Here is a 17,494-nt window from a genome sequence, read left to right on the forward strand (position 1 = left end):
GGGCGGTGGCGTGCGCGCCCTCCTGACAGACCGGCGGCGCCCGAGCCGAGAGTTCGCGGCGCGCCTCGGAGACGTACTTGATGTCCAAGAAGATGTTGATCGACGCCGCACACGCCGAAGAGACGCGTGTCGTGGTGGTCGACGGACCGCGTGTTGAAGAATTCGATTTCGAGAGCCAGAACCGAAAACAACTCAGAGGCAATATCTATCTCGCCAAGGTGACGCGCGTTGAGCCGTCGCTTCAGGCTGCCTTTATCGAGTACGGCGGCAACCGCCACGGCTTCCTGGCCTTCAACGAAATCCACCCCGACTACTACCAGATCCCGGTCGCCGACCGCGAAGCGCTGATGCGTGAAGAGGCCGACGAAGAGGACGAAGTCGAATCGCGCGCCCGTTCGGGCGACGACGAGGACGAAGACGCCGTCGACGCCGACGACGACGACGTCATGGAAGAAGAAGTCGCGCGTCGCCGCCGTCGGCTGATGCGCCGCTACAAGATCCAGGAAGTGATCCGCCGCCGGCAGATCATGCTGGTCCAGGTCGTCAAGGAAGAGCGCGGCAACAAAGGCGCGGCCCTGACCACCTACCTCTCCCTGGCCGGCCGCTACGGCGTTTTGATGCCGAACACGGCCCGCGGCGGCGGCATCAGCCGCAAGATCACCGCGGCCACCGACCGCAAGCGCCTGAAGGGCGTGGTCCAGAGCCTGGACGTGCCGGAAGGCATGGGGCTGATCGTCCGCACGGCCGGCGCCAAGCGCACCAAGGCCGAGATCAAGCGCGACTACGAGTATCTCCTGCGCCTGTGGGAGAACATTCGCGACACCACGCTGCACTCCGTGGCCCCGGCCCTCATCTACGAGGAAGAGGACCTGGTGAAGCGGACCATCCGCGACCTCTACGACAAGGACATCGACGAGGTCTGGGTCGAGGGCGAGGCCGGCTTCAAGGAAGCGCGCGAGTTCATGCGCATGCTGATGCCGTCCCAGGCCAAAAAGGTGCAGCCGTACCGCGAAGCGACTCCGCTGTTCGTGAAGCACCGGGTCGAGGACCACCTCTCGCAGATCTATTCGCCCGTCGTGCCCCTGCGTTCGGGCGGCTACCTGGTGATCAACCAGACTGAAGCCCTGGTCGCCATCGACGTGAACTCCGGCCGCGCGACGCGCGAGCGCAACATCGAGGCCACAGCCCTCAAGACCAACATGGAAGCGGCCGAAGAGGCCGCCCGCCAGTTGCGTCTGCGCGATCTCGCCGGCCTGATCGTCATCGACTTCATCGACATGGATGAGGCCAAGAACAATCGCGCCGTCGAAAAGAAGCTGAAGGACGCGCTGAAGGACGATCGCGCCCGCGTCCAGATGGGCAAGATCTCGACCTTCGGCCTGATGGAAATAAGCCGCCAACGCCGCCGCTCGGGCGTGCTGGAGGGCACGACCCACGTCTGCGAACATTGCGCCGGCACCGGCCGCGTGCGTTCGGTCGAGTCGAGCGCCCTGTCGGCTCTGCGCGCCGTCGAGATCGAGGCCCTGAAGGGCGGCGGCGAAGCCACCCTGAAGCTGCCGCGCGCCGTCGGGCTCTACATTCTCAATGAGAAGCGCAACCACCTGGCGCGCATCCACGAGAGCCTGGGCCTCTTCATCACCATCGTGATCGACGACGCCCTGGCCCATGCCGATCACGAGATCGAGCGCACGGCCAGCGAGACCCGGCCCGAGCACGCGGCCGTGCATCACGTCCCGCTGCAGCCCTACCAGCCGGTTGAAGACGATTTCGACGACGAAGCGTTTGAGGACGAAGAAGACGTCGAGGAAGACGAAGAAGACGCCGACATCGAGCGCGAGGCCACCGACGACGACGAGGCCGAGCACCGCTTCCAGGACCACGAGGCCGAAGGTGACGACCGCAACGGCCGTCGCGGCCGCCGCCGCCGCCGCCGCGGACGCCGTGATGGCGAGCCGGTCGAAGCGCGTGAGGGCGGCGAACGCCCGGCCCGCGAGCCTCGTGAAGACCGCGATGGCGACGGCGACGGCCGCCGCCGCCGCCGTGGTCGCCGCGGCGGTCGCCGGATGCGTGACGACGGTCGCCCGGCCGACATGTTCGCCTGGACCCGCCCGTGGGTGCCGTACGGCGACGATCCCTTTGTCTGGCACGATCCGTCGGAAGACTTCCCGGCGGCTCGCGCTCCGGCGCCCGCTCCGGCGAATGACGTCGCTCCTGCTCCGGCCGCAGCGGCCGAGGTGATCGCTCCTGCGCCGAGCGTGAGCGACGAGCAGCCGCACGTCGAACTGGACGTCTGGGTCGAACTGCCGGCGGTCGAAGACAAGCCGAAGAAGAGCCGTTCGCGCCGCGGTCGCGGTCGCGGCAAGGCCGAAGCGGGTGAGGCCGCCGAAGCAGAGGTGACCACAGAAGCGCCCGAGATCGTCGAGGTCGGCGAGGTTGTGGAAGCCGTCGCCGAACCGGAACCGGTCGCCGAGCCTGTCGCGGAGCCCGAGGCCAAGCCGGCCAGGAAGCCACGTGCGCGCCGCACCAAGGCCGCCGCCGCCGCTGAGGCGGTGATCGAAGCGGCCCCCGAGGCCGTCGTCGAGGCGGCTCCGGAGCCGGCTCCCGCTCCGGAACCCGAGTCTGAGCCCGCACCGGCGCCTGCGCCGGTCGCGCGTCAGCCAGATCCGAACGAGATCGTCGCCCCGCCGCCGGTCCCGAAGAAGGGCTGGTGGCGTCGGGGCTGACCCCGGACTGTGACAACGGAGACCGGCTCGCCTCTGCGAGCCGGTTTCCAGTCCGTCTGAAGCGCGTTAGGCTTCGAACACTGGGGCTTTGCGGGGGGCGCTTGGAGTTGTTCGGCATGGTTTCCCCCGCCCGTTCGGTCTCGAGAATCGCTCTGGCCGCAGTAACGGCGCTGAGCCTGTCGCTGCAGGCCGCGCCGGTTCGCGCCGAAGAGGCCATGTCGCTCATTCGCGACACCGAGATCGAAGAGATCCTTCGCAAGGACTCCGAACCGATCTTCAAGGCCGCCGGCGTCGACTCCAAGTCGATCGAGATCCTGCTGATCGGCTCCAAGGACCTGAACGCCTTCGCCGGCCCCGGCGCCATGGGGGTCTTCACCGGACTGATCCTCGAATCGGAAAACCCGAACCAGCTTCGGGGCGTCATCGCGCACGAAGTCGGCCATTTGGCCGCCGGACACTCGGCCCGCTCGGGCGAGATGACCTCGGCCGGCATGAAGCCCTTTCTGCTGACCATGGGGCTCGGCGTGCTCGCCGCGCTCGCTGGTTCGGGCGAAGGCGCCGCCGGCCTGATCGGCAGCGCCAGCTACTTCGGCACCCTGGGCGCCATGGGCTACAGCCGCGAACAGGAAAGCCGCGCCGACCAGGCCGGCGCCGCGATCCTCGAACGCGCCGGCCTTTCGGGTAAGGGCCTCGTCGAGTTCTTCGACAACTTCCGTTACCAGGAGGTCTTCCAGGAGGCGCGCCGCTACGCCTACTTCCGCTCCCACCCGCTGTCGTCCTCGCGGATCGAGGCGCTTCGCCACCGGGTCGAGCAGAACGCCCACTACGACACGCCCGACACGCCGGAAGCGATCGCCGAGCACGAGATCATGAAGGCGAAACTGGACGGGTTCATCAACCCGACCGTCGCCATCACCAAGTACGACGAGAAGGACAAGTCCTATCCGGCCCGCTACGCCCGGGCCATCGCCTACTACCAGATGAAGCAGCCCGATCAGTCGGTGAAACTCATCGACGCCCTGCTCGCCGAGCAGCCGGAAAATCCCTACCTCTGGGAGCTCAAGGGCCAGGTGCTGTTCGAGTTCGGCCGCGCCCAGGAGGCCGAGGCCCCGCAACGCAAGTCGGTCGAGCTGAAGCCCGACGCGCCGCTGCTGCGCATCAATCTGGGCCAGACGCTGATCGCGCTCGAGGACAAGGCCAAGGTCGAGGAAGGCGTCGGCGAACTGCGCAAGGCGCTGACCCAGGAACACGACAACGCTACCGCCTGGCGGATTCTGGCCCAGGCTTACGACAAGCAGGGCAAGGAGGGGCTCGCCCGCCTGGCCACCGGCGAGTACTTCTTCGCGACGGGCGATGCGACCCAGGCGCGGATCTTCGCCATGCGCGCTCGCGAAAAGCTCGACAAGGACACTCCCGAATGGCGCCGCGCCACCGACATCGTCCTGACCTCCAATCCCAGCAAGGACGATCTCAAGGATCTCGCGTCCGAGGGCTCGATCAACCGCAGATCCTCGCGCTGAGCCCGCCGAAAGGCCTTCGCAAAGCCACGCTTCTCACCTAATTGGCCTGACATGACCAAGATTTCCCGCGGCGTCCTCGTCGCCTGCGCCGCCCTCGCCCTGCCCCTCGCCGCCTGCCAGAAGCAGGAGGACGACTTCGGCCAGAAGGTCCGCGCCTACCTGCTCGCCCACCCAGAGGTGATCGAGGAGGCGGTCGTGAAGCTGCAGGAAAACAAGCAGGCCGCAGCCCAGGAAGCCGCCAAGGCCTCGCTCGCCAAGTATCGCGACCAGTTGGAGCGCGATCCCCGCGACTTCGTCGCCAATCCGAACGGCTCGGTCACCGTCGTGGAGTTCTTCGACTACCGCTGCGGCTACTGCAAGGTCAGCGCGCCCGAGGTGCTGAAGCTGATCAAGGAGAACCCGGACGTCCGCTTCGTATTCAAGGAATTCCCGATCTTCGGGGCCGAGAGCAATATCGCCGCCGAGGTCGCCCTGTCTCCGGCCGGAATGCCCAAGAACATCGAGCTGTTCGAGCGCTTCATGGCCGAGAAGGCCCTCGATGAGGCCGCGATCGACCGGCATCTGCGCGCCGTCGGCGTTGATCCGGCCGCAGCCCGGGCCGGCGGCGCCAGCGCCGAGGTCAAGAAGCACATCGCCGACACCCGCGCGCTCGCCCAGGCCCTGGCCATCGAAGGCACGCCCGCCTTCATCGTCGGCGACCGCATTATCCCTGGCGCGGACATACCGGCCCTGCGCGCGGCGATTGCCGAAGCAAAGACCGGCAAGCTCAAGACCGTTCCCTCGCCGCAGATCGACAAGGGCTAAGACCCCTCGCAAAACTCGGGCTTTGCGCCGCTGAACGACGCAGCTAGGCTCCTCTAGGGTGCTTTGAGAGTCTGTCCGTCCGACTACGGCGAGCCGAATGCACGAACGAGTGCTGATCATCGGAGCTGGTATCGGCGGCCTGTGTTCGGCGCTGGCCCTCGCGCCGACCGGCCGCGATATCGTCATTCTCGAACGTGACCCGCCGCCGCCGCGCGGCGGCGGCGATCACGCCTTCGCCGACTGGAGCCGCCGCGGCGTCAGCCACCTGCGTCACAGCCACGCCTTCCTGGCCCGGCTGCGCACGATCATCCGCAACGAGCACCCCGAACTGCACGCCGACCTGATGGCTGCGGGCTGCCGTGAGCTCGGCTTCGAACGGATGCTCACCGACGTTCATCGCCAGGATTACCGGCCCCAGCCCGCCGACCGCGACTTCGTGGTCCTGACCAGCCGGCGCACGACCCTGGAACTGGTCATCCGCCGCTACGTCGAGCGCTATCCGAATATCCGGATCGATTCGGAGACCTTCGTCCGCCGGCTGCTGACCCAGCGCGATCCCCAAGGTCTGCGCGTCGTCGGGGTGTCGGTCGCCGATGCTGGCGGGGCGCGCGACATCATCGGGGATCTCGTGATCGACGCGGGCGGCCGCACCTCCTCCTGCGTCGAGCAGCTCGTCGAAGAAGGCGCCGTCATCCCCGAGGAGAGCGAGACCGCCGGGATCGTCTACTTCACCCGCCACTTCCGCCTGCTGCCGGGGGCTCAGGAGCCCCAACGCACCAGGGCCGGCGGCACGGGCGACCTCGGCTTCCTCAAGTTTGGGCTGTTCCCAGCCGACAACGGCTGCTTCTCGATCACGCTCTGCACGCCGGAGCCCGAGTTCGAGCTGCGCAAGGCCATCGTTCGGCCAGAGGTGTTCGACGCCATCTGCGCGCGCCTGCCGGGCCTCGCTCCCTGGGTCGATCCAACCGTGGCCGAGGCCGTCAGCCACGTGTTCGGGATGGGCGAACTGCAAAGCCGCTGGCGCGAGATCGCCGGCGAGGGCGTGCCGCCGCTGCTGGGCTACTTCCCGGTCGGCGACGCCCTGGTCCGTACGAACCCCCTCTACGGCCGCGGCTGCTCGTTCGCGGCGGTCACCGCCTACGCCTTGCGCGACATCCTGGTCTCCACCGGGGACCCCGCCGACCGTGTCCAGGCGTTCCAGGCCAGGGTCAGCGCGGACCTTCGGCCCTACTATCTCAACATGCGCGACCAGGACCGCGCCGCAATCCGGCGAGCGCGCCAGCAACTCACCCCCGGCTATCGCCCCAGCCTGCGCAGCCGAGTGGTCAAAAGCTTCCTTGAGGACGGCGTGAATATCGCCATCCGCTCCGACGCCAATCTGCTGCGCGAGGCGCTACGGGGCTTTCACATGCTGGAGCATCCCTCCGCCTGGCTGAAGCGCCCGGACAACCTCGCCAAGGTGCTGCGCTACTGGGCCACCGGCCGAGACAGGAAGGCGCACGTCTATCCGCCCAGGCCCGGCCCCGACCGCGCCGAGATGTTCCAGCTGCTGGGCCTGCCGGCCGAGGCCGACATGATCCCTAAGGCGGCGCGCTGAACAGCCCGCCCTGGGCCATCTGGTCGCGCACCGCCTCCGGCGTCAGGGTCGCGGCCTTGTCCAGCTCGATCAGTTCAGGCGGCACGTACCAGTGCAGCTTGTCGGCGTGGTAGGCCTCCCACACCGCCTTGGCGACCTCGACCGGCGGGATGGCGCGGAACATGCCCTCCTTGGGCGCCGCCTCGGCGACGCCAGGCGGCAGGATCGGCGTGTCGATCACCCCGGGCAGCACGTCCGCGACCCGCACGCCATAGGCCTTGAACTCGACCGAAAGCGCCTCGGACAGGCCCTTCACCGCGTGCTTGGTGGCCGAATAGACCGCAATGTTGGCCATGCCGAAGGTCGCCGAGGACGACGAGGTCGTGAAGCACAGCGAGTTGGGCGTCGCCTTCAGCAGGCCGATCGCCTCGTGGATGCCGATCAGCACGCCCATCAGATTGACTTGGACGACCGCGATCACGTCCTCGAACGGCTGTTCGGCGAACGGACCGCCGCGGCCGATGCCGGCGTTGTTATAGAGCAGGTCCATCTTCCCGCGCGTCGCCTCGCCGAACTCGGCCAGCGCCACTCGGTAGTCGTCACGGTCGGTGACGTCGAGCCGGCGGACTGCGCAATTGTCCTGGCCAAGCTCCGCTTTCAGCGCCTCAAGCCCAGCCTCATTGACGTCGTAGCCGCCCACGAACCAGCCCTGGCCAGCGAACAGCCTGGCCGTCTCGCGGCCCATGCCCGACGCCGCGCCGGTGATGAAGATGGACTTGCGCCCGTTGGCCTTGCCCATGTGCGCCTCGCTCCCGTTTTCAGGAGCCTAGAGCGCGTTCCGTAACGGAACGCCGCTGAATTTTTTAGGCGCGCTTCTGCAGGCCGCGCTGCTTGAGCCGCCACACCAGCACGTCGAAGCGATCCTGACCGAAGAAGGGCTCGCCGTCGAAGACCATGGTCGGCACGCCCCAATGGCCGCTCTCGCGGTGGGCGACCTGGTTGGCCTCGATCTCGGCGGCGATCTCGTCCTTCTTGCCGGCTGCCTCGGCCTGCAGTTCGGCCATGTCGAGCCCCGCACGCTCGATGGCCCGCGCCAGCTTGTCGCCCTCGTTCCACGGCATGTCCTGGCCGTTCCAGATCAGGCGCGAGACCTCGTCATAGAAAGCCAGCGCCTCCGGCTTGTGCGCGGCGATCACGCCCAACGGCATCAGCAGGTCCAGGTGCGGCTGCTCGGCCGCCCCGTTCAGGTTCTGTCCGATAACTACGGGGTCGGGGTTCGGCCACACCAACGGCAGGCCCAGGAAGTCCCCCAACCGCCGAACGTCCCTCACCAGATACGGGACAAACAGCGGATCCTGCTTGGTGAAGAATCCCTCCGAACGGACCGCCAGCGGATAGACTGGCCGCATCCGGACATCGACGTCGTAGGTCTCAGCCAATTCCCGCAGACGCGGGACCACCAGGTAGGAATAGGGGCTGCGGAAGGACCAGTAGACGTCGACGCCAAGGCTCATCAGATCAGACCGGATAGCGGGGATGATGGGTCAGCATACATACGTTTTGGCATACGTCCTGCCAAAAATGCTTCCCGCCCCGCGATCACGGCGTGCTTCATCGCGATGGCCATGCGGATAGGGTCCTGGGCCCCGGCGATAGCGGTGTTCATCAGCACCGCGTCGCAACCGGTTTCCATGGCAAGGGTGGCGTCCGAGGCCGTCCCGACCCCGGCGTCGACCAGAACCGGCACCTTGGACTGCTCGATGATCAGCCCCAGGTTCAGGAAGTTCTGAATGCCGCGTCCCGAGCCGATCGGCGCCGCCGCCGGCATGATCGCCGCCGCGCCCGCGTCTTCCAGCTTTTTGGCGTAGACCGGGTCGTCGCTGCAGTAGACCATCACCTGGAACCCGTCGGCGACGAGCAGCTTCAGCGCCCGCAGGGTCTCTTCCATGTCCGGCAGGAGGTGCTTGGTGTCGGACAGCACTTCCAGCTTCACCAGATCCCAGCCGCCGGCTTCGCGCGCCAGCCGTAGGGTGCGGATCGCGTCCTCACCGGTGAAGCAACCGGCCGTGTTCGGCAGGAAAGTGAAGCGGTCGGGCTTCACATAGTCGACCAGCATCGGCTGGTTGGGATCGGACAGGTTCACCCGGCGAACCGCGACGGTGACGATCTCAGCGCCTGCGGCCTCGGCGGCTGCGGCGTTCTGCGCATAGTCCTTGTACTTCCCCGTCCCGACGATCAGCCGCGAGGTGAAGGTCCGGCCCGCCACGCTCCAGGTGTCTTCCTTGTGGGTAGACCCGTCCATGTCAGCCGCCTCCGATAAAATGCACGATCTCGATGCGGTCGCCGTCGGCGAGCGCGGTCTGTCCATAGGCCGATCGCGGTACGATCTCCAGATTGCGCTCCACCGCCACCTTGCGCGCATCCAGGCCCAGTTCCGCAACCAGGGCGGCCACGCTCGACAACCCGCCGAAGGCCCTTTGTTCCCCGTTGATGGTCAGCGTCATGACGCCCTCGTGAAGCTTGGAGTTTCCGAATGCTTGTGACCCCCGCCGCCGCCCGTTACAAGACGGCGGAATCGACGGCGGAGCCGAATGTCGAAACCGATCTATGTGCTTAGCGGACCCAACCTCAACCTCTTGGGGGTCCGGGAGCCGGAGATTTACGGAAAGGAGACGCTGGAGGACGTCCGCACTCGCTGCGAACGCCGCGCCGGCGCCCTCGGTCATGCCGTGGTCTTCCGCCAATCCAACCATGAAGGCCAGCTCATCGACTGGGTGCAGGAAGCCCGGACCGAGGCCTGCGCCGTCGTGATAAATCCCGCAGGCTATGGTCACACTTCCGTGGCCCTGCTGGACGCCCTGAAGACACTCGATATTCCTGTCGTCGAATGTCACCTGTCCAACCCGGCGGCGCGCGAAGCGTTCCGTCGTGAAACCTATGTGTCCCTCGTCGCCACCGGGGTCGTCTCCGGCTTCGGCGGGGCGAGCTACGAACTGGCCGTCGAGGCCGCCGCGGGCCTGGCCCGCCAAAGCCAAAACTAAGGATTATCAAATGGCTAGCAGTCCGAAGGCCCCCGCCGACCCGATCGACGCGCGTCTGGTGCGCCAACTGGCCGACATTCTCACCGAGACCGGCCTGACCGAGATCGAAGTCGAGCACAACGACCTGAAGATCCGCGTCGCCAAGACCGCCGCTCCGACGGCCGTCCAGTACGCTCCTGCTCCGGCTTACGCCGCCGCCCCGGCCCCGGCCGCCGCCCCCGTGGCTGGCGAGACCGCCCCTGCCGCCGTCGAGCGCAAGGGCGACGTGGTGAAGTCGCCGATGGTCGGCACCGTCTACCTGCAACCTCAGCCCGACGCTCCGGCCTTCGTGAAGGTCGGCGACACCGTCACCGCCGGGCAGACCCTGCTGATCGTCGAAGCCATGAAGACCATGAACCCGATCCCGGCGCCGCGCGGCGGCAAGATCGTCGAGATCATCGTCCAGGACGCTCAGCCGGTCGAATTCGGCGAACCGCTGATCGTCATCGAGTAAGTCGATGTTCGACAAAATCCTCATCGCCAATCGCGGCGAGATCGCCCTGCGGGTCCACCGGGCCTGCAAGGAAATGGGCATCTCGACCGTGGCGGTCCATTCCGAGGCCGACACCGGCGCCATGTGGGTGCGGCTGGCCGACGAAAGCGTCTGCATCGGCCCGGCCCCCGCCGCCAAGTCCTACCTGAACATCCCCTCGATCATCGCCGCGGCGGAGATCACCGGCGCTCAGGCGATCCACCCGGGGTACGGCTTCCTGTCAGAGAACGCCCGCTTCGCCGAGATAGTGGCGGCGCACGGCTTTACCTTCATCGGCCCGACCGCCGAGCACATCAAGATGATGGGCGACAAGATCACCGCCAAACAGGCGGTTAAGGACGCCGGCATCCCCGTCGTGCCGGGCTCCGACGGCGCCGTGACCACCGAGGAAGAAGCCTTCGAGGCGGCAAAGAAGATCGGCTTCCCCGTGCTCATCAAGGCCGCCGCCGGCGGCGGCGGGCGCGGCATGAAGGTCGCCCAGACCGAGGAGGACCTCTACGAGGCGGTCTCCACCGCCCGCGCCGAGGCCAAGGCCGCCTTCGGCGACGACGCGGTCTACATGGAGCGCTACCTCCAGACCCCGCGTCATATCGAGATTCAGGTCATCGCCGACAAGTTCGGCAATGTCTGCCACCTCGGCGAACGCGACTGCTCGCTTCAGCGCCGTCACCAGAAGGTGCTGGAAGAAGCTCCCTCGCCGGTCATCGACGCCGCCGCCCGCGCCAAGATCGGCAAGGTCGTCGTCGATGCGATCAAGGCTATCGGCTATCTCGGCGTCGGCACCATCGAGTTCCTGTACGAGAACGGCGAGTTCTTCTTCATCGAGATGAACACCCGCCTGCAGGTCGAGCACCCGGTCACCGAAGCCATCACCGGCATCGACCTGGTGCGCGAACAGATCCGTATCGCCGCCGGCCTGCCGCTGTCGTTCAAGCAGGAAGACGTCGTCTTCGAAGGCCATGCCATCGAATGCCGGATCAACGCCGAGAACCCGAAGACCTTCGCGCCTTCGCCAGGCCTCGTCACCGACTTCCACGCCCCCGGCGGCCTGGGCGTGCGCCTCGATAGCGCGCTCTACGCCGGCTACTCGATCCCGCCCTACTACGATAGCCTGGTCGGCAAGCTGATCGTCCACGGCCGCGACCGCGAGGAATGCATCGCCCGCGTCAATCGCTGCCTGAACGAGATGGTGGTCGGCGGCATCGAAACCTCGATCCCCCTGTTCCAGGAACTGCTGCACCAGCCCGACTTCCTGACTGGCGACTACAACATCCACTGGCTCGAACGCTGGATGAAGTCGCAACAGGACGAGGCCTGACCCTGACATCCTCCCCCGCCCGCGCGGGGGAGGAAACTCAGGGCTAAATCCACTAGACTGCCGCCATGAAACGTTTCGGCCCCCGCGAGCTCCTCGAGTGCTACGGCCGTGGCGTGTTCCCGATGGCCGATGCGCGCGAAGACGATCGGGTCTTCCTGATCGATCCCGAGAAACGCGGCGTCATTCCGCTGAACAGCTTCCACGTCTCGCGCCGCCTGGCCCGCACCGTTCGTGGCGATCCCTTCGACATCCGCATCGATACGGCCTTCTCGCGGGTGGTTCTCGAATGCGCCGCCCCTAAGCCCGGCCGCACCGAGACCTGGATCAACGGCGTCATCGAAGACCTCTACGCCCAGCTGTTCGAGATGGGCCACGCCCATAGCGTCGAATGCTGGCTGGGGGACGAGTTGGTCGGCGGCCTCTATGGCGTCTCGCTCGGCGCGGCCTTCTTCGGCGAGAGCATGTTCAGCCGCCGCACCGACGCTTCAAAGGTGGCGCTCGTCCATCTGGTCGCCCGGCTGCTCACCGACGGCTACAAGCTGCTCGACGCGCAGTTCATCACCGACCACCTCTCGACCTTCGGGGCGGTGGAGATTCCGCGGGCGGAGTATCACCGCCGCCTGGCCCGCGCGCTCGAGGCGCAGGCCTCGCTTCAGCGCGCCGCCGTCGGGACGGGCGCGGCCGCCCTGCAGGTGATCAGCCAGGCGTCATAAATCGGGTGTTCCAGCGGGTTGAGGCCCGGGGACGACGCATACATCCACCCCCGGAACGCCTGGCGCGGCGGCGGAGTCGGCTTGCCGGGCGCAGCGCGCGGCTGGGATTCAACGGTCACATGCGCGATCGAGTCCTCGACCGCCTCATCGGCCGCCGATCGTTCGCAGGCCTTCACCGTGAAGACGAGATTCTTGTAGCGCACGGGCCGCCCCACGGCCGCCTCGAAGCGCATGGATTCCGCCGAGACCTTGTCCAGCGCCTGGATGACCGCGACGTCATAACGCGTGCGCTTGGCGGCCTCGGCCGGCTTGGCCGCGACCTGGGCCTTCGGCGGCGGGGCTTCCTCGACCTCCTCGGCCGCGATCGGCGGAGCGGCGACCGGGGGCGGCGGAGCCACCTGAGCAGGCGGCGCCTCTTCGCGGGCCGGCGGCGGCTGAGCGACCGGCGGGGCCGCGCCGCCATTCGGGGTCGTGCTCGGCTGAACCGCCGGCGGCGGTTGCAGCAGGGTCGGCTGCGTCGGCTGCGTGTTCTGTGTGGTCGGCTGCGCGCTCACCACGCCGGCGCCCGCCAGGGCGCTCAGCACCGCCAGTCCGGCAAGGGTGCGGCCGCGCGACATGCCTATTCGGGCCGCCAGGCCTCGTAGTCGCCCGACGCCTTCTGACGCTCGCCGCCGCGGGCGATCGAGCCCTGCGGCTTCCAAGCGTGCACGGTGCCGGTCAGGTTCGGCACGTGATCCTTTTCCCAGGCCTGGCGCTTCAGCGGCTCTTTGGTCGGCGGCTCGTCAAAGGTGTAGTGCAGCCAGCCGTGCCAGTCGGCCGGGACCTTCGAGGCTTCGGCGTAGCCGTTGTAGATGACCCAGCGCCGCTTGCGGCCCTTGTCGTACGATTTCTTGTCGTCCCGGGCTTCGTAGTAGCTGTTCCCCAGCTCGTCCTTGCCGATGAAGACGCTGCCGCGAACCGTGTTGCGGATGCCGATGGTCGCGCCGTTCCACCAGGTGAAGATATTCTTGAGCACGTTTGGGAATTCCAGACAGACAGGAAGCGGCCGGACTATAGGCGCCCGGCGCCCCACCGTCCAGCGGCGCGAAAGCCGCAATATGTTGGGGATAGGCGCCCCGCAAACCGCAACATCTATTGCCCGCGTTAACGACGCTGCTAGACTCGCCAGACGGGAGAGCCGGATATGGGTGCAGAAGCGGCAAGGATCGAACGGCGGACGCTCGAGCGCGCGTCCAGCGTGACCGACGTTCTGGCCCCAGCGTCATGGACCGATGCGCGGGTCGAAGCCTGGCTCGACTGGCTGGGCGAGGATGCCGATCTGCCCGCCGCCGTGTTCCGCTTCGCCGAAGACCTCGTGCAGCGCGGCGATTCGGCTGTGCTGTTCGAGAACGCCCGCGCTCGCGCCGCCTTCCGCCGCGACCTGGGCGCGGCCATGCTGGCCGGTCAGATCGCCATGTCCTGGCCGCGGGCTGACGCGACGACGCCCGTCGTCCAGCTTGGCGACGGCGGCGCGTCGGCCATCGCCGCCCTGCGCGCCCGACATCGCGGCCGCTCCATGGCGCGCGCCGCCGCTCGCGAGATGGGCGCCCGGCTCCAGGCGGTGATGGACTCCATCCTTCGCTGCGAAGGCGATCCGGCCGCCTGCGCCGACCTGCGGGCCAACGCCAGCCTCGCGCGCAGCGCAGAGGCCGCCCGAACCGCCGGCGCCACCGACGCGATGATCCTCGACGCGATCGCCCTGGCGAAGGCCGGCGAACTCGAATGGGCGTCCGCCGAACCGGATTTCGGCGCCGTGGAGGATCTTGAACTGATCTGCGTCGCCGCCGGCGCACCCGAACCGGTCCTCGCCGCCGCCGCCTGGGAGACCGGCGCCCTGGCGCTCGCCCTCACCCCGGACATCGCCCAGGGCGTCGCCCGCGCCTGGGGCGGCGCGCGCGGGGCCGTCAATCTTATGAGCTTCGGGTCCGGGCCGGACTTCGACGCCGCCGGCTTCGCGTCCGCGGTCGCGCTGCTGGCCAACGCCCTGGCCGCGGTCGGCGGCGAGCGCCCGGCCTCGCTGGGTCTGGCCGGTGTCGCCGATTGGCTGGTCGCGCAGGGCCTGGCCTATGACTCCGAGGCCGGCCGCACCGCGATCCGCGACCTTTACCGGCACGCGGCCTCGGCCTGCGTCGCCTCGGGCGCCAAGCTCAACGGCGGTCTGGCGGTGTTCGACGATCCCGAACTCGCCCTTCGCCTCGGCGGAGCCAGCGCCTCGGCCGCCCCCTGGCTCGGCCCTGTCACCGTCGCCCAGACTGAGGACGGCGTACTGACGCGGGTGATGACCGAATCCGCGCTGTGCGGCCTGACGGCGATCGGCGCGGACCTCTCCCAGGCGCGCGCCTGGCTGCTCGGGGGCCAGGACCTCTCGGAAGCCCCCGGCGTCGACCATGCCGCCCTCGCCGCACGCGGGTTCACCGATCACGAGATCGCCCAGGCCGAGGCCGCCCTGCCATTCGCCGCGACCCTGGCGGAGGCCTTCTCCGCCATAGACGCCGGCTTCCTCTGCGACGTGCTCGGCGCCACCGACGCCGATCTCGCCGACCCGAATCTCAACGTGCTCAAGCTGGCCGGCTTCGGCGACGAGGAGATCGCGCAGGCCGAAGCCTACGCCATGGGATCGGGCGCGCTCTCGCAGGCCAACTTCCTGACCGCCGCCCAGCAGGCGGTGTTCGAGACGGCCGACGACCTGGGCCCCGAACCCTACTTCGCAGTATTGGCCGTCATCGCCCACGCCCTCGCCGTGCCGGCCATGGCCGATCTTGAGCTGGAGTGGGACACCACCCCCGCCGACGCCGCCGGCGTGATCGCCCTAGCCGCCGCCGCCAAGGCGCCGGCCCTGCGCATGCGGCGCGCCGCGGCCCCGGCCGAGATGGTGCTGGACCTGCCCAAGACAAGCGAACCGCCGCCCCGCACGGTTCGCGAACCGGAGGCCGAGGCTCGCGCCCCGCAGCCGGAACGGATTATCGAGCGCATCGTCGAGCGCGAGCGCACCCGCCGCAAGCTGCCCGACCGGCGCAAGGGCTACATCCAGAAGGCCAGCGTCGGCGGCCACAAGGTCTATCTGCACACCGGCGAGTACGAGGACGGCGAGCTCGGCGAGATCTTCATCGACATGCACAAGGAAGGCGCCGCCTTCCGCTCGCTGATGAACAACTTCGCCATCGCGATCTCGATCGGCCTACAGTACGGCGTGCCGCTCGACGAGTTCGTCGACGCCTTCGTCTTCACCCGCTTCGAGCCGGCGGGCCCCGTCACCGGCAACGACTCCGTGCGCTCGGCGACCTCGATCCTCGACTACCTGTTCCGCGAACTCGGCGTCTCGTACCTCGGCCGCAACGACCTGGCCAACGCCGACCCCGACGCGCTCAACGCCGACGGCCTCGGCGACGGCAAGAACGAGGACGAAGACGGGCCCCAGCCGGCCAGTCACTTCATCTCGCGCGGCTTCGCCCGCGGCGCGGCGCCCGACAACCTGGTCTTCCTGCCCAGCGCCGCCGCCCGACCGCCCGCGGCCGAGGCCGACGTCTGCGCGGCCTGCGGCGACATCGCCGTCGTCCGCAAAGGCGCCAGCCTGATCTGCGAGACCTGCGGAACCCGGGCGACGCCGCAGGGCGGCGACATGACCGGATGACGCCGTTCGGTCGCGGTCACCTCGCCTTAAAGCTTCACCGGTAAGCAAGGAGCCCTTGTCGGAGGGCTCCTCATGAAACCGCTCGTCGCGATCGGCGTCCTCGCCGCCCTCGCCGTAGCTGCGCCTGCCAGCGCCCAGAACGCCGGCCAGATCGGCCAGGCGCGACGCGGCGCCAGCTGTCCGAAGTGCAACCTCTTCCAGGCCGACATGGCCGGGCTCGAGATGCGAGGCCAGAACTTCGCCGGCGCGCGCCTGCGCCAGGCAGACCTGTCGCTCGCGGTGATGAATCGCGTGAACTTCTCCGGCGCGGACCTGCGCGATGTCGAAGCCTATGGCGGCGTGTTCTCAAGCTCGAATTTCGCGGGCGCCGATCTCACCAATTCCAGCTTTGTCGGCACGCATCTCAGCGGGGCGAATTTCGCCGGCGCCAAGCTCGACGGGGCCAATTTTTCCGGGGCCGAGCTCAACGGCGCACGCGGCTTGTCTCAAGCCCAACTGAACCGCGCCTGCGGGGATGGTTCGACCCGCCTGCCCGGCGGCCTGCGCATCCCCAGTTGCTAGCTAAGCCGCTGACAATTACGGCGAATTAAGTAGCGTCCACAGGGTGTCGAGAGCACATGCTCACATCATGGACCAACAACGCCAAGCTTCGATGCCTCGTCTGAAGCGTTCCCTGCCCGCCCTTTCCGCCCTGGTCGCCGTGGCGCTCGCCGCCATTCCCGGCCTCGCCAGCGCCAATATGGGCGACAAGGATGTGGCGCGGATGGTCTCGTTCGGCGGCGCTTGCGCCAAGTGCGAGCTGTCGGGCCGCAAGCTGGCCGGCGCCCAGTTCGTCGGCGCGAACTTCGCCCAAGCCGCGCTGGTCGGCTCGGACCTGCGCGACGCTCGCTTCCTCGGCGCCAACTTCAGCGGCGCGGATCTGTCGCGCGCCGATCTCAGCGACGCCCAGATGGTCGGCGCGAACTTCACCACCGCGGTGCTGGCCGACGCACGGCTGCGCGACGTCGAGGCGCGGGGAGTCAACTTTGGGGGGGCCAACCTCGCCCGCGCCGACCTGCGCGATGCCGCCGCCGCCGGCTCCGTCTTCAGCAAGGCCAACCTCTCCAACGCCTCGCTGCGCGGCGCCGAGCTGCGCGCCGCCAACTTCTCCAAGGCCAACGCCCGCGCCGCAGACTTCCGAGACGCAGCGCTGACGGGGGCCAATCTCGGCTCGGGGGCCTTCGACCACGCCTCGTTCCGCGACGCCGATCTCTCGGCCGCCAGCCTGAGCGGCGCGACCTTCGTGAACGCTGATTTCCGCGGCGCCGGCCTGACCGGCGCCAACATCGCCGGGGTCGACCTCTCCCGCGCCAAGGGCCTTGAGCAGGACCAGCTCGACGACGCCTGCGCCGACGGCGCCACCCGCGTCCCGCCCGGCCTGATCGCCAAGGCATGCCATCGCGGCGCCCGCGTCCGGGTCGTCAGCCGCAGCCCTGCGCCGCCGGCCCCGCCCGCGGCCCCCGCGCCGCCGGCCCCGCCTCGCTTCTTCGCCGCCGTCGACTAGCGGGCACAAAAAAAAGGGGGCCCACGGCCCCCTTTTCCATACCTGTCGATAGGC

17 protein-coding genes are annotated in these 17,494 nt (G+C 68.3%); 11 read left to right on the forward strand and 6 right to left on the reverse strand.

From position 1 onward, the window contains the following. Positions 1–80 precede the first annotated feature (80 nt). From GGQ61_RS05035 to GGQ61_RS05050, 4 genes are all read left to right on the forward strand, one after another. Complete coding sequence (locus tag GGQ61_RS05035; protein WP_183770240.1) at positions 81–2,723, forward strand: Rne/Rng family ribonuclease; 2,643 nt, start codon at positions 81–83, stop codon at positions 2,721–2,723. A 116-nt stretch (positions 2,724–2,839) separates the two neighbouring features. After that, entirely contained in the window at positions 2,840–4,243 is a 1,404-nt protein-coding gene (locus GGQ61_RS05040) for a M48 family metalloprotease (RefSeq protein ID WP_183770241.1), read from the forward strand. A 51-nt stretch (positions 4,244–4,294) separates the two neighbouring features. Beyond that, positions 4,295–5,047 (forward strand): DsbA family protein, encoded by a 753-nt coding sequence (locus GGQ61_RS05045; protein WP_183770242.1) that lies wholly within the window; start codon positions 4,295–4,297, stop codon positions 5,045–5,047. A gap of 97 nt (positions 5,048–5,144) precedes the next feature. Further along, positions 5,145–6,644, forward strand: a complete 1,500-nt coding sequence (locus tag GGQ61_RS05050) for an FAD-dependent oxidoreductase (protein ID WP_183770243.1) — start codon at positions 5,145–5,147, stop codon at positions 6,642–6,644. Here the strand turns inward: GGQ61_RS05050 and GGQ61_RS05055 are convergent. The 4 genes from GGQ61_RS05055 to thiS form a co-directional block, all read right to left on the reverse strand. Next, positions 6,628–7,422, reverse strand: a complete 795-nt coding sequence (locus GGQ61_RS05055; protein WP_183770244.1) for an SDR family oxidoreductase — start codon at positions 7,420–7,422, stop codon at positions 6,628–6,630. The genes GGQ61_RS05050 and GGQ61_RS05055 overlap by 17 nt on opposite strands. A 64-nt stretch (positions 7,423–7,486) precedes the next feature. Beyond that, positions 7,487–8,137 carry a 2-hydroxychromene-2-carboxylate isomerase gene (locus GGQ61_RS05060; RefSeq protein WP_183770245.1) on the reverse strand — a complete coding sequence of 217 codons (651 nt, stop codon included), beginning with the start codon at positions 8,135–8,137 and terminating at the stop codon, positions 7,487–7,489. Next, complete coding sequence (locus GGQ61_RS05065) at positions 8,137–8,925, reverse strand: thiazole synthase (RefSeq protein ID WP_183770246.1); 789 nt, start codon at positions 8,923–8,925, stop codon at positions 8,137–8,139. Before GGQ61_RS05065 ends, GGQ61_RS05060 begins: the two co-directional genes overlap by 1 nt. Before the next feature lies 1 nt (position 8,926). Next, positions 8,927–9,127, reverse strand: coding sequence for a sulfur carrier protein ThiS (thiS, locus tag GGQ61_RS05070; RefSeq protein ID WP_183770247.1), 201 nt, complete (start codon positions 9,125–9,127; stop codon positions 8,927–8,929). A gap of 87 nt (positions 9,128–9,214) precedes the next feature. Here thiS and GGQ61_RS05075 point away from each other — a divergent pair, with 87 nt between their 5' ends. The 4 genes from GGQ61_RS05075 (at position 9,215) to aat (ending at position 12,227) form a co-directional block, all read left to right on the forward strand. Then, positions 9,215–9,664, forward strand: coding sequence for a type II 3-dehydroquinate dehydratase (locus GGQ61_RS05075; protein WP_183770249.1), 450 nt, complete (start codon positions 9,215–9,217; stop codon positions 9,662–9,664). A 10-nt stretch (positions 9,665–9,674) separates the two neighbouring features. Further along, positions 9,675–10,157: an acetyl-CoA carboxylase biotin carboxyl carrier protein gene (gene accB / locus GGQ61_RS05080; protein WP_183770251.1), complete on the forward strand. Its 483-nt coding sequence runs from the start codon at positions 9,675–9,677 to the stop codon at positions 10,155–10,157. A 4-nt stretch (positions 10,158–10,161) separates the two neighbouring features. Then, positions 10,162–11,514, forward strand: coding sequence for an acetyl-CoA carboxylase biotin carboxylase subunit (accC, locus tag GGQ61_RS05085; protein ID WP_183770253.1), 1,353 nt, complete (start codon positions 10,162–10,164; stop codon positions 11,512–11,514). Between the two features lie 65 nt (positions 11,515–11,579). Then, positions 11,580–12,227 (forward strand): leucyl/phenylalanyl-tRNA--protein transferase, encoded by a 648-nt coding sequence (gene aat / locus GGQ61_RS05090; protein WP_183770254.1) that lies wholly within the window; start codon positions 11,580–11,582, stop codon positions 12,225–12,227. On the opposite strand, the gene GGQ61_RS05095 is transcribed toward aat, so the two are convergent. Beyond that, positions 12,167–12,844 (reverse strand): DUF2155 domain-containing protein, encoded by a 678-nt coding sequence (locus GGQ61_RS05095; RefSeq protein ID WP_183770256.1) that lies wholly within the window; start codon positions 12,842–12,844, stop codon positions 12,167–12,169. The genes aat and GGQ61_RS05095 overlap by 61 nt on opposite strands. Positions 12,845–12,846: 2 nt before the next feature. Further along, positions 12,847–13,242, reverse strand: coding sequence for an NADH:ubiquinone oxidoreductase subunit NDUFA12 (locus tag GGQ61_RS05100; protein WP_183770258.1), 396 nt, complete (start codon positions 13,240–13,242; stop codon positions 12,847–12,849). 168 nt (positions 13,243–13,410) lie between these two features. Here GGQ61_RS05100 and GGQ61_RS05105 point away from each other — a divergent pair, with 168 nt between their 5' ends. From GGQ61_RS05105 to GGQ61_RS05115, 3 genes are all read left to right on the forward strand, one after another. Continuing rightward, entirely contained in the window at positions 13,411–15,897 is a 2,487-nt protein-coding gene (locus tag GGQ61_RS05105; RefSeq protein WP_183770260.1) for a TSCPD domain-containing protein, read from the forward strand. A 72-nt stretch (positions 15,898–15,969) separates the two neighbouring features. Next, positions 15,970–16,458, forward strand: coding sequence for a pentapeptide repeat-containing protein (locus GGQ61_RS05110; protein WP_183770262.1), 489 nt, complete (start codon positions 15,970–15,972; stop codon positions 16,456–16,458). A 91-nt stretch (positions 16,459–16,549) separates the two neighbouring features. Then, complete coding sequence (locus tag GGQ61_RS05115) at positions 16,550–17,440, forward strand: pentapeptide repeat-containing protein (protein ID WP_183770264.1); 891 nt, start codon at positions 16,550–16,552, stop codon at positions 17,438–17,440. Positions 17,441–17,494 lie beyond the last annotated feature (54 nt).

This window comes from Phenylobacterium haematophilum (assembly GCF_014196295.1).
Lineage (GTDB): Bacteria > Pseudomonadota > Alphaproteobacteria > Caulobacterales > Caulobacteraceae > Phenylobacterium > Phenylobacterium haematophilum.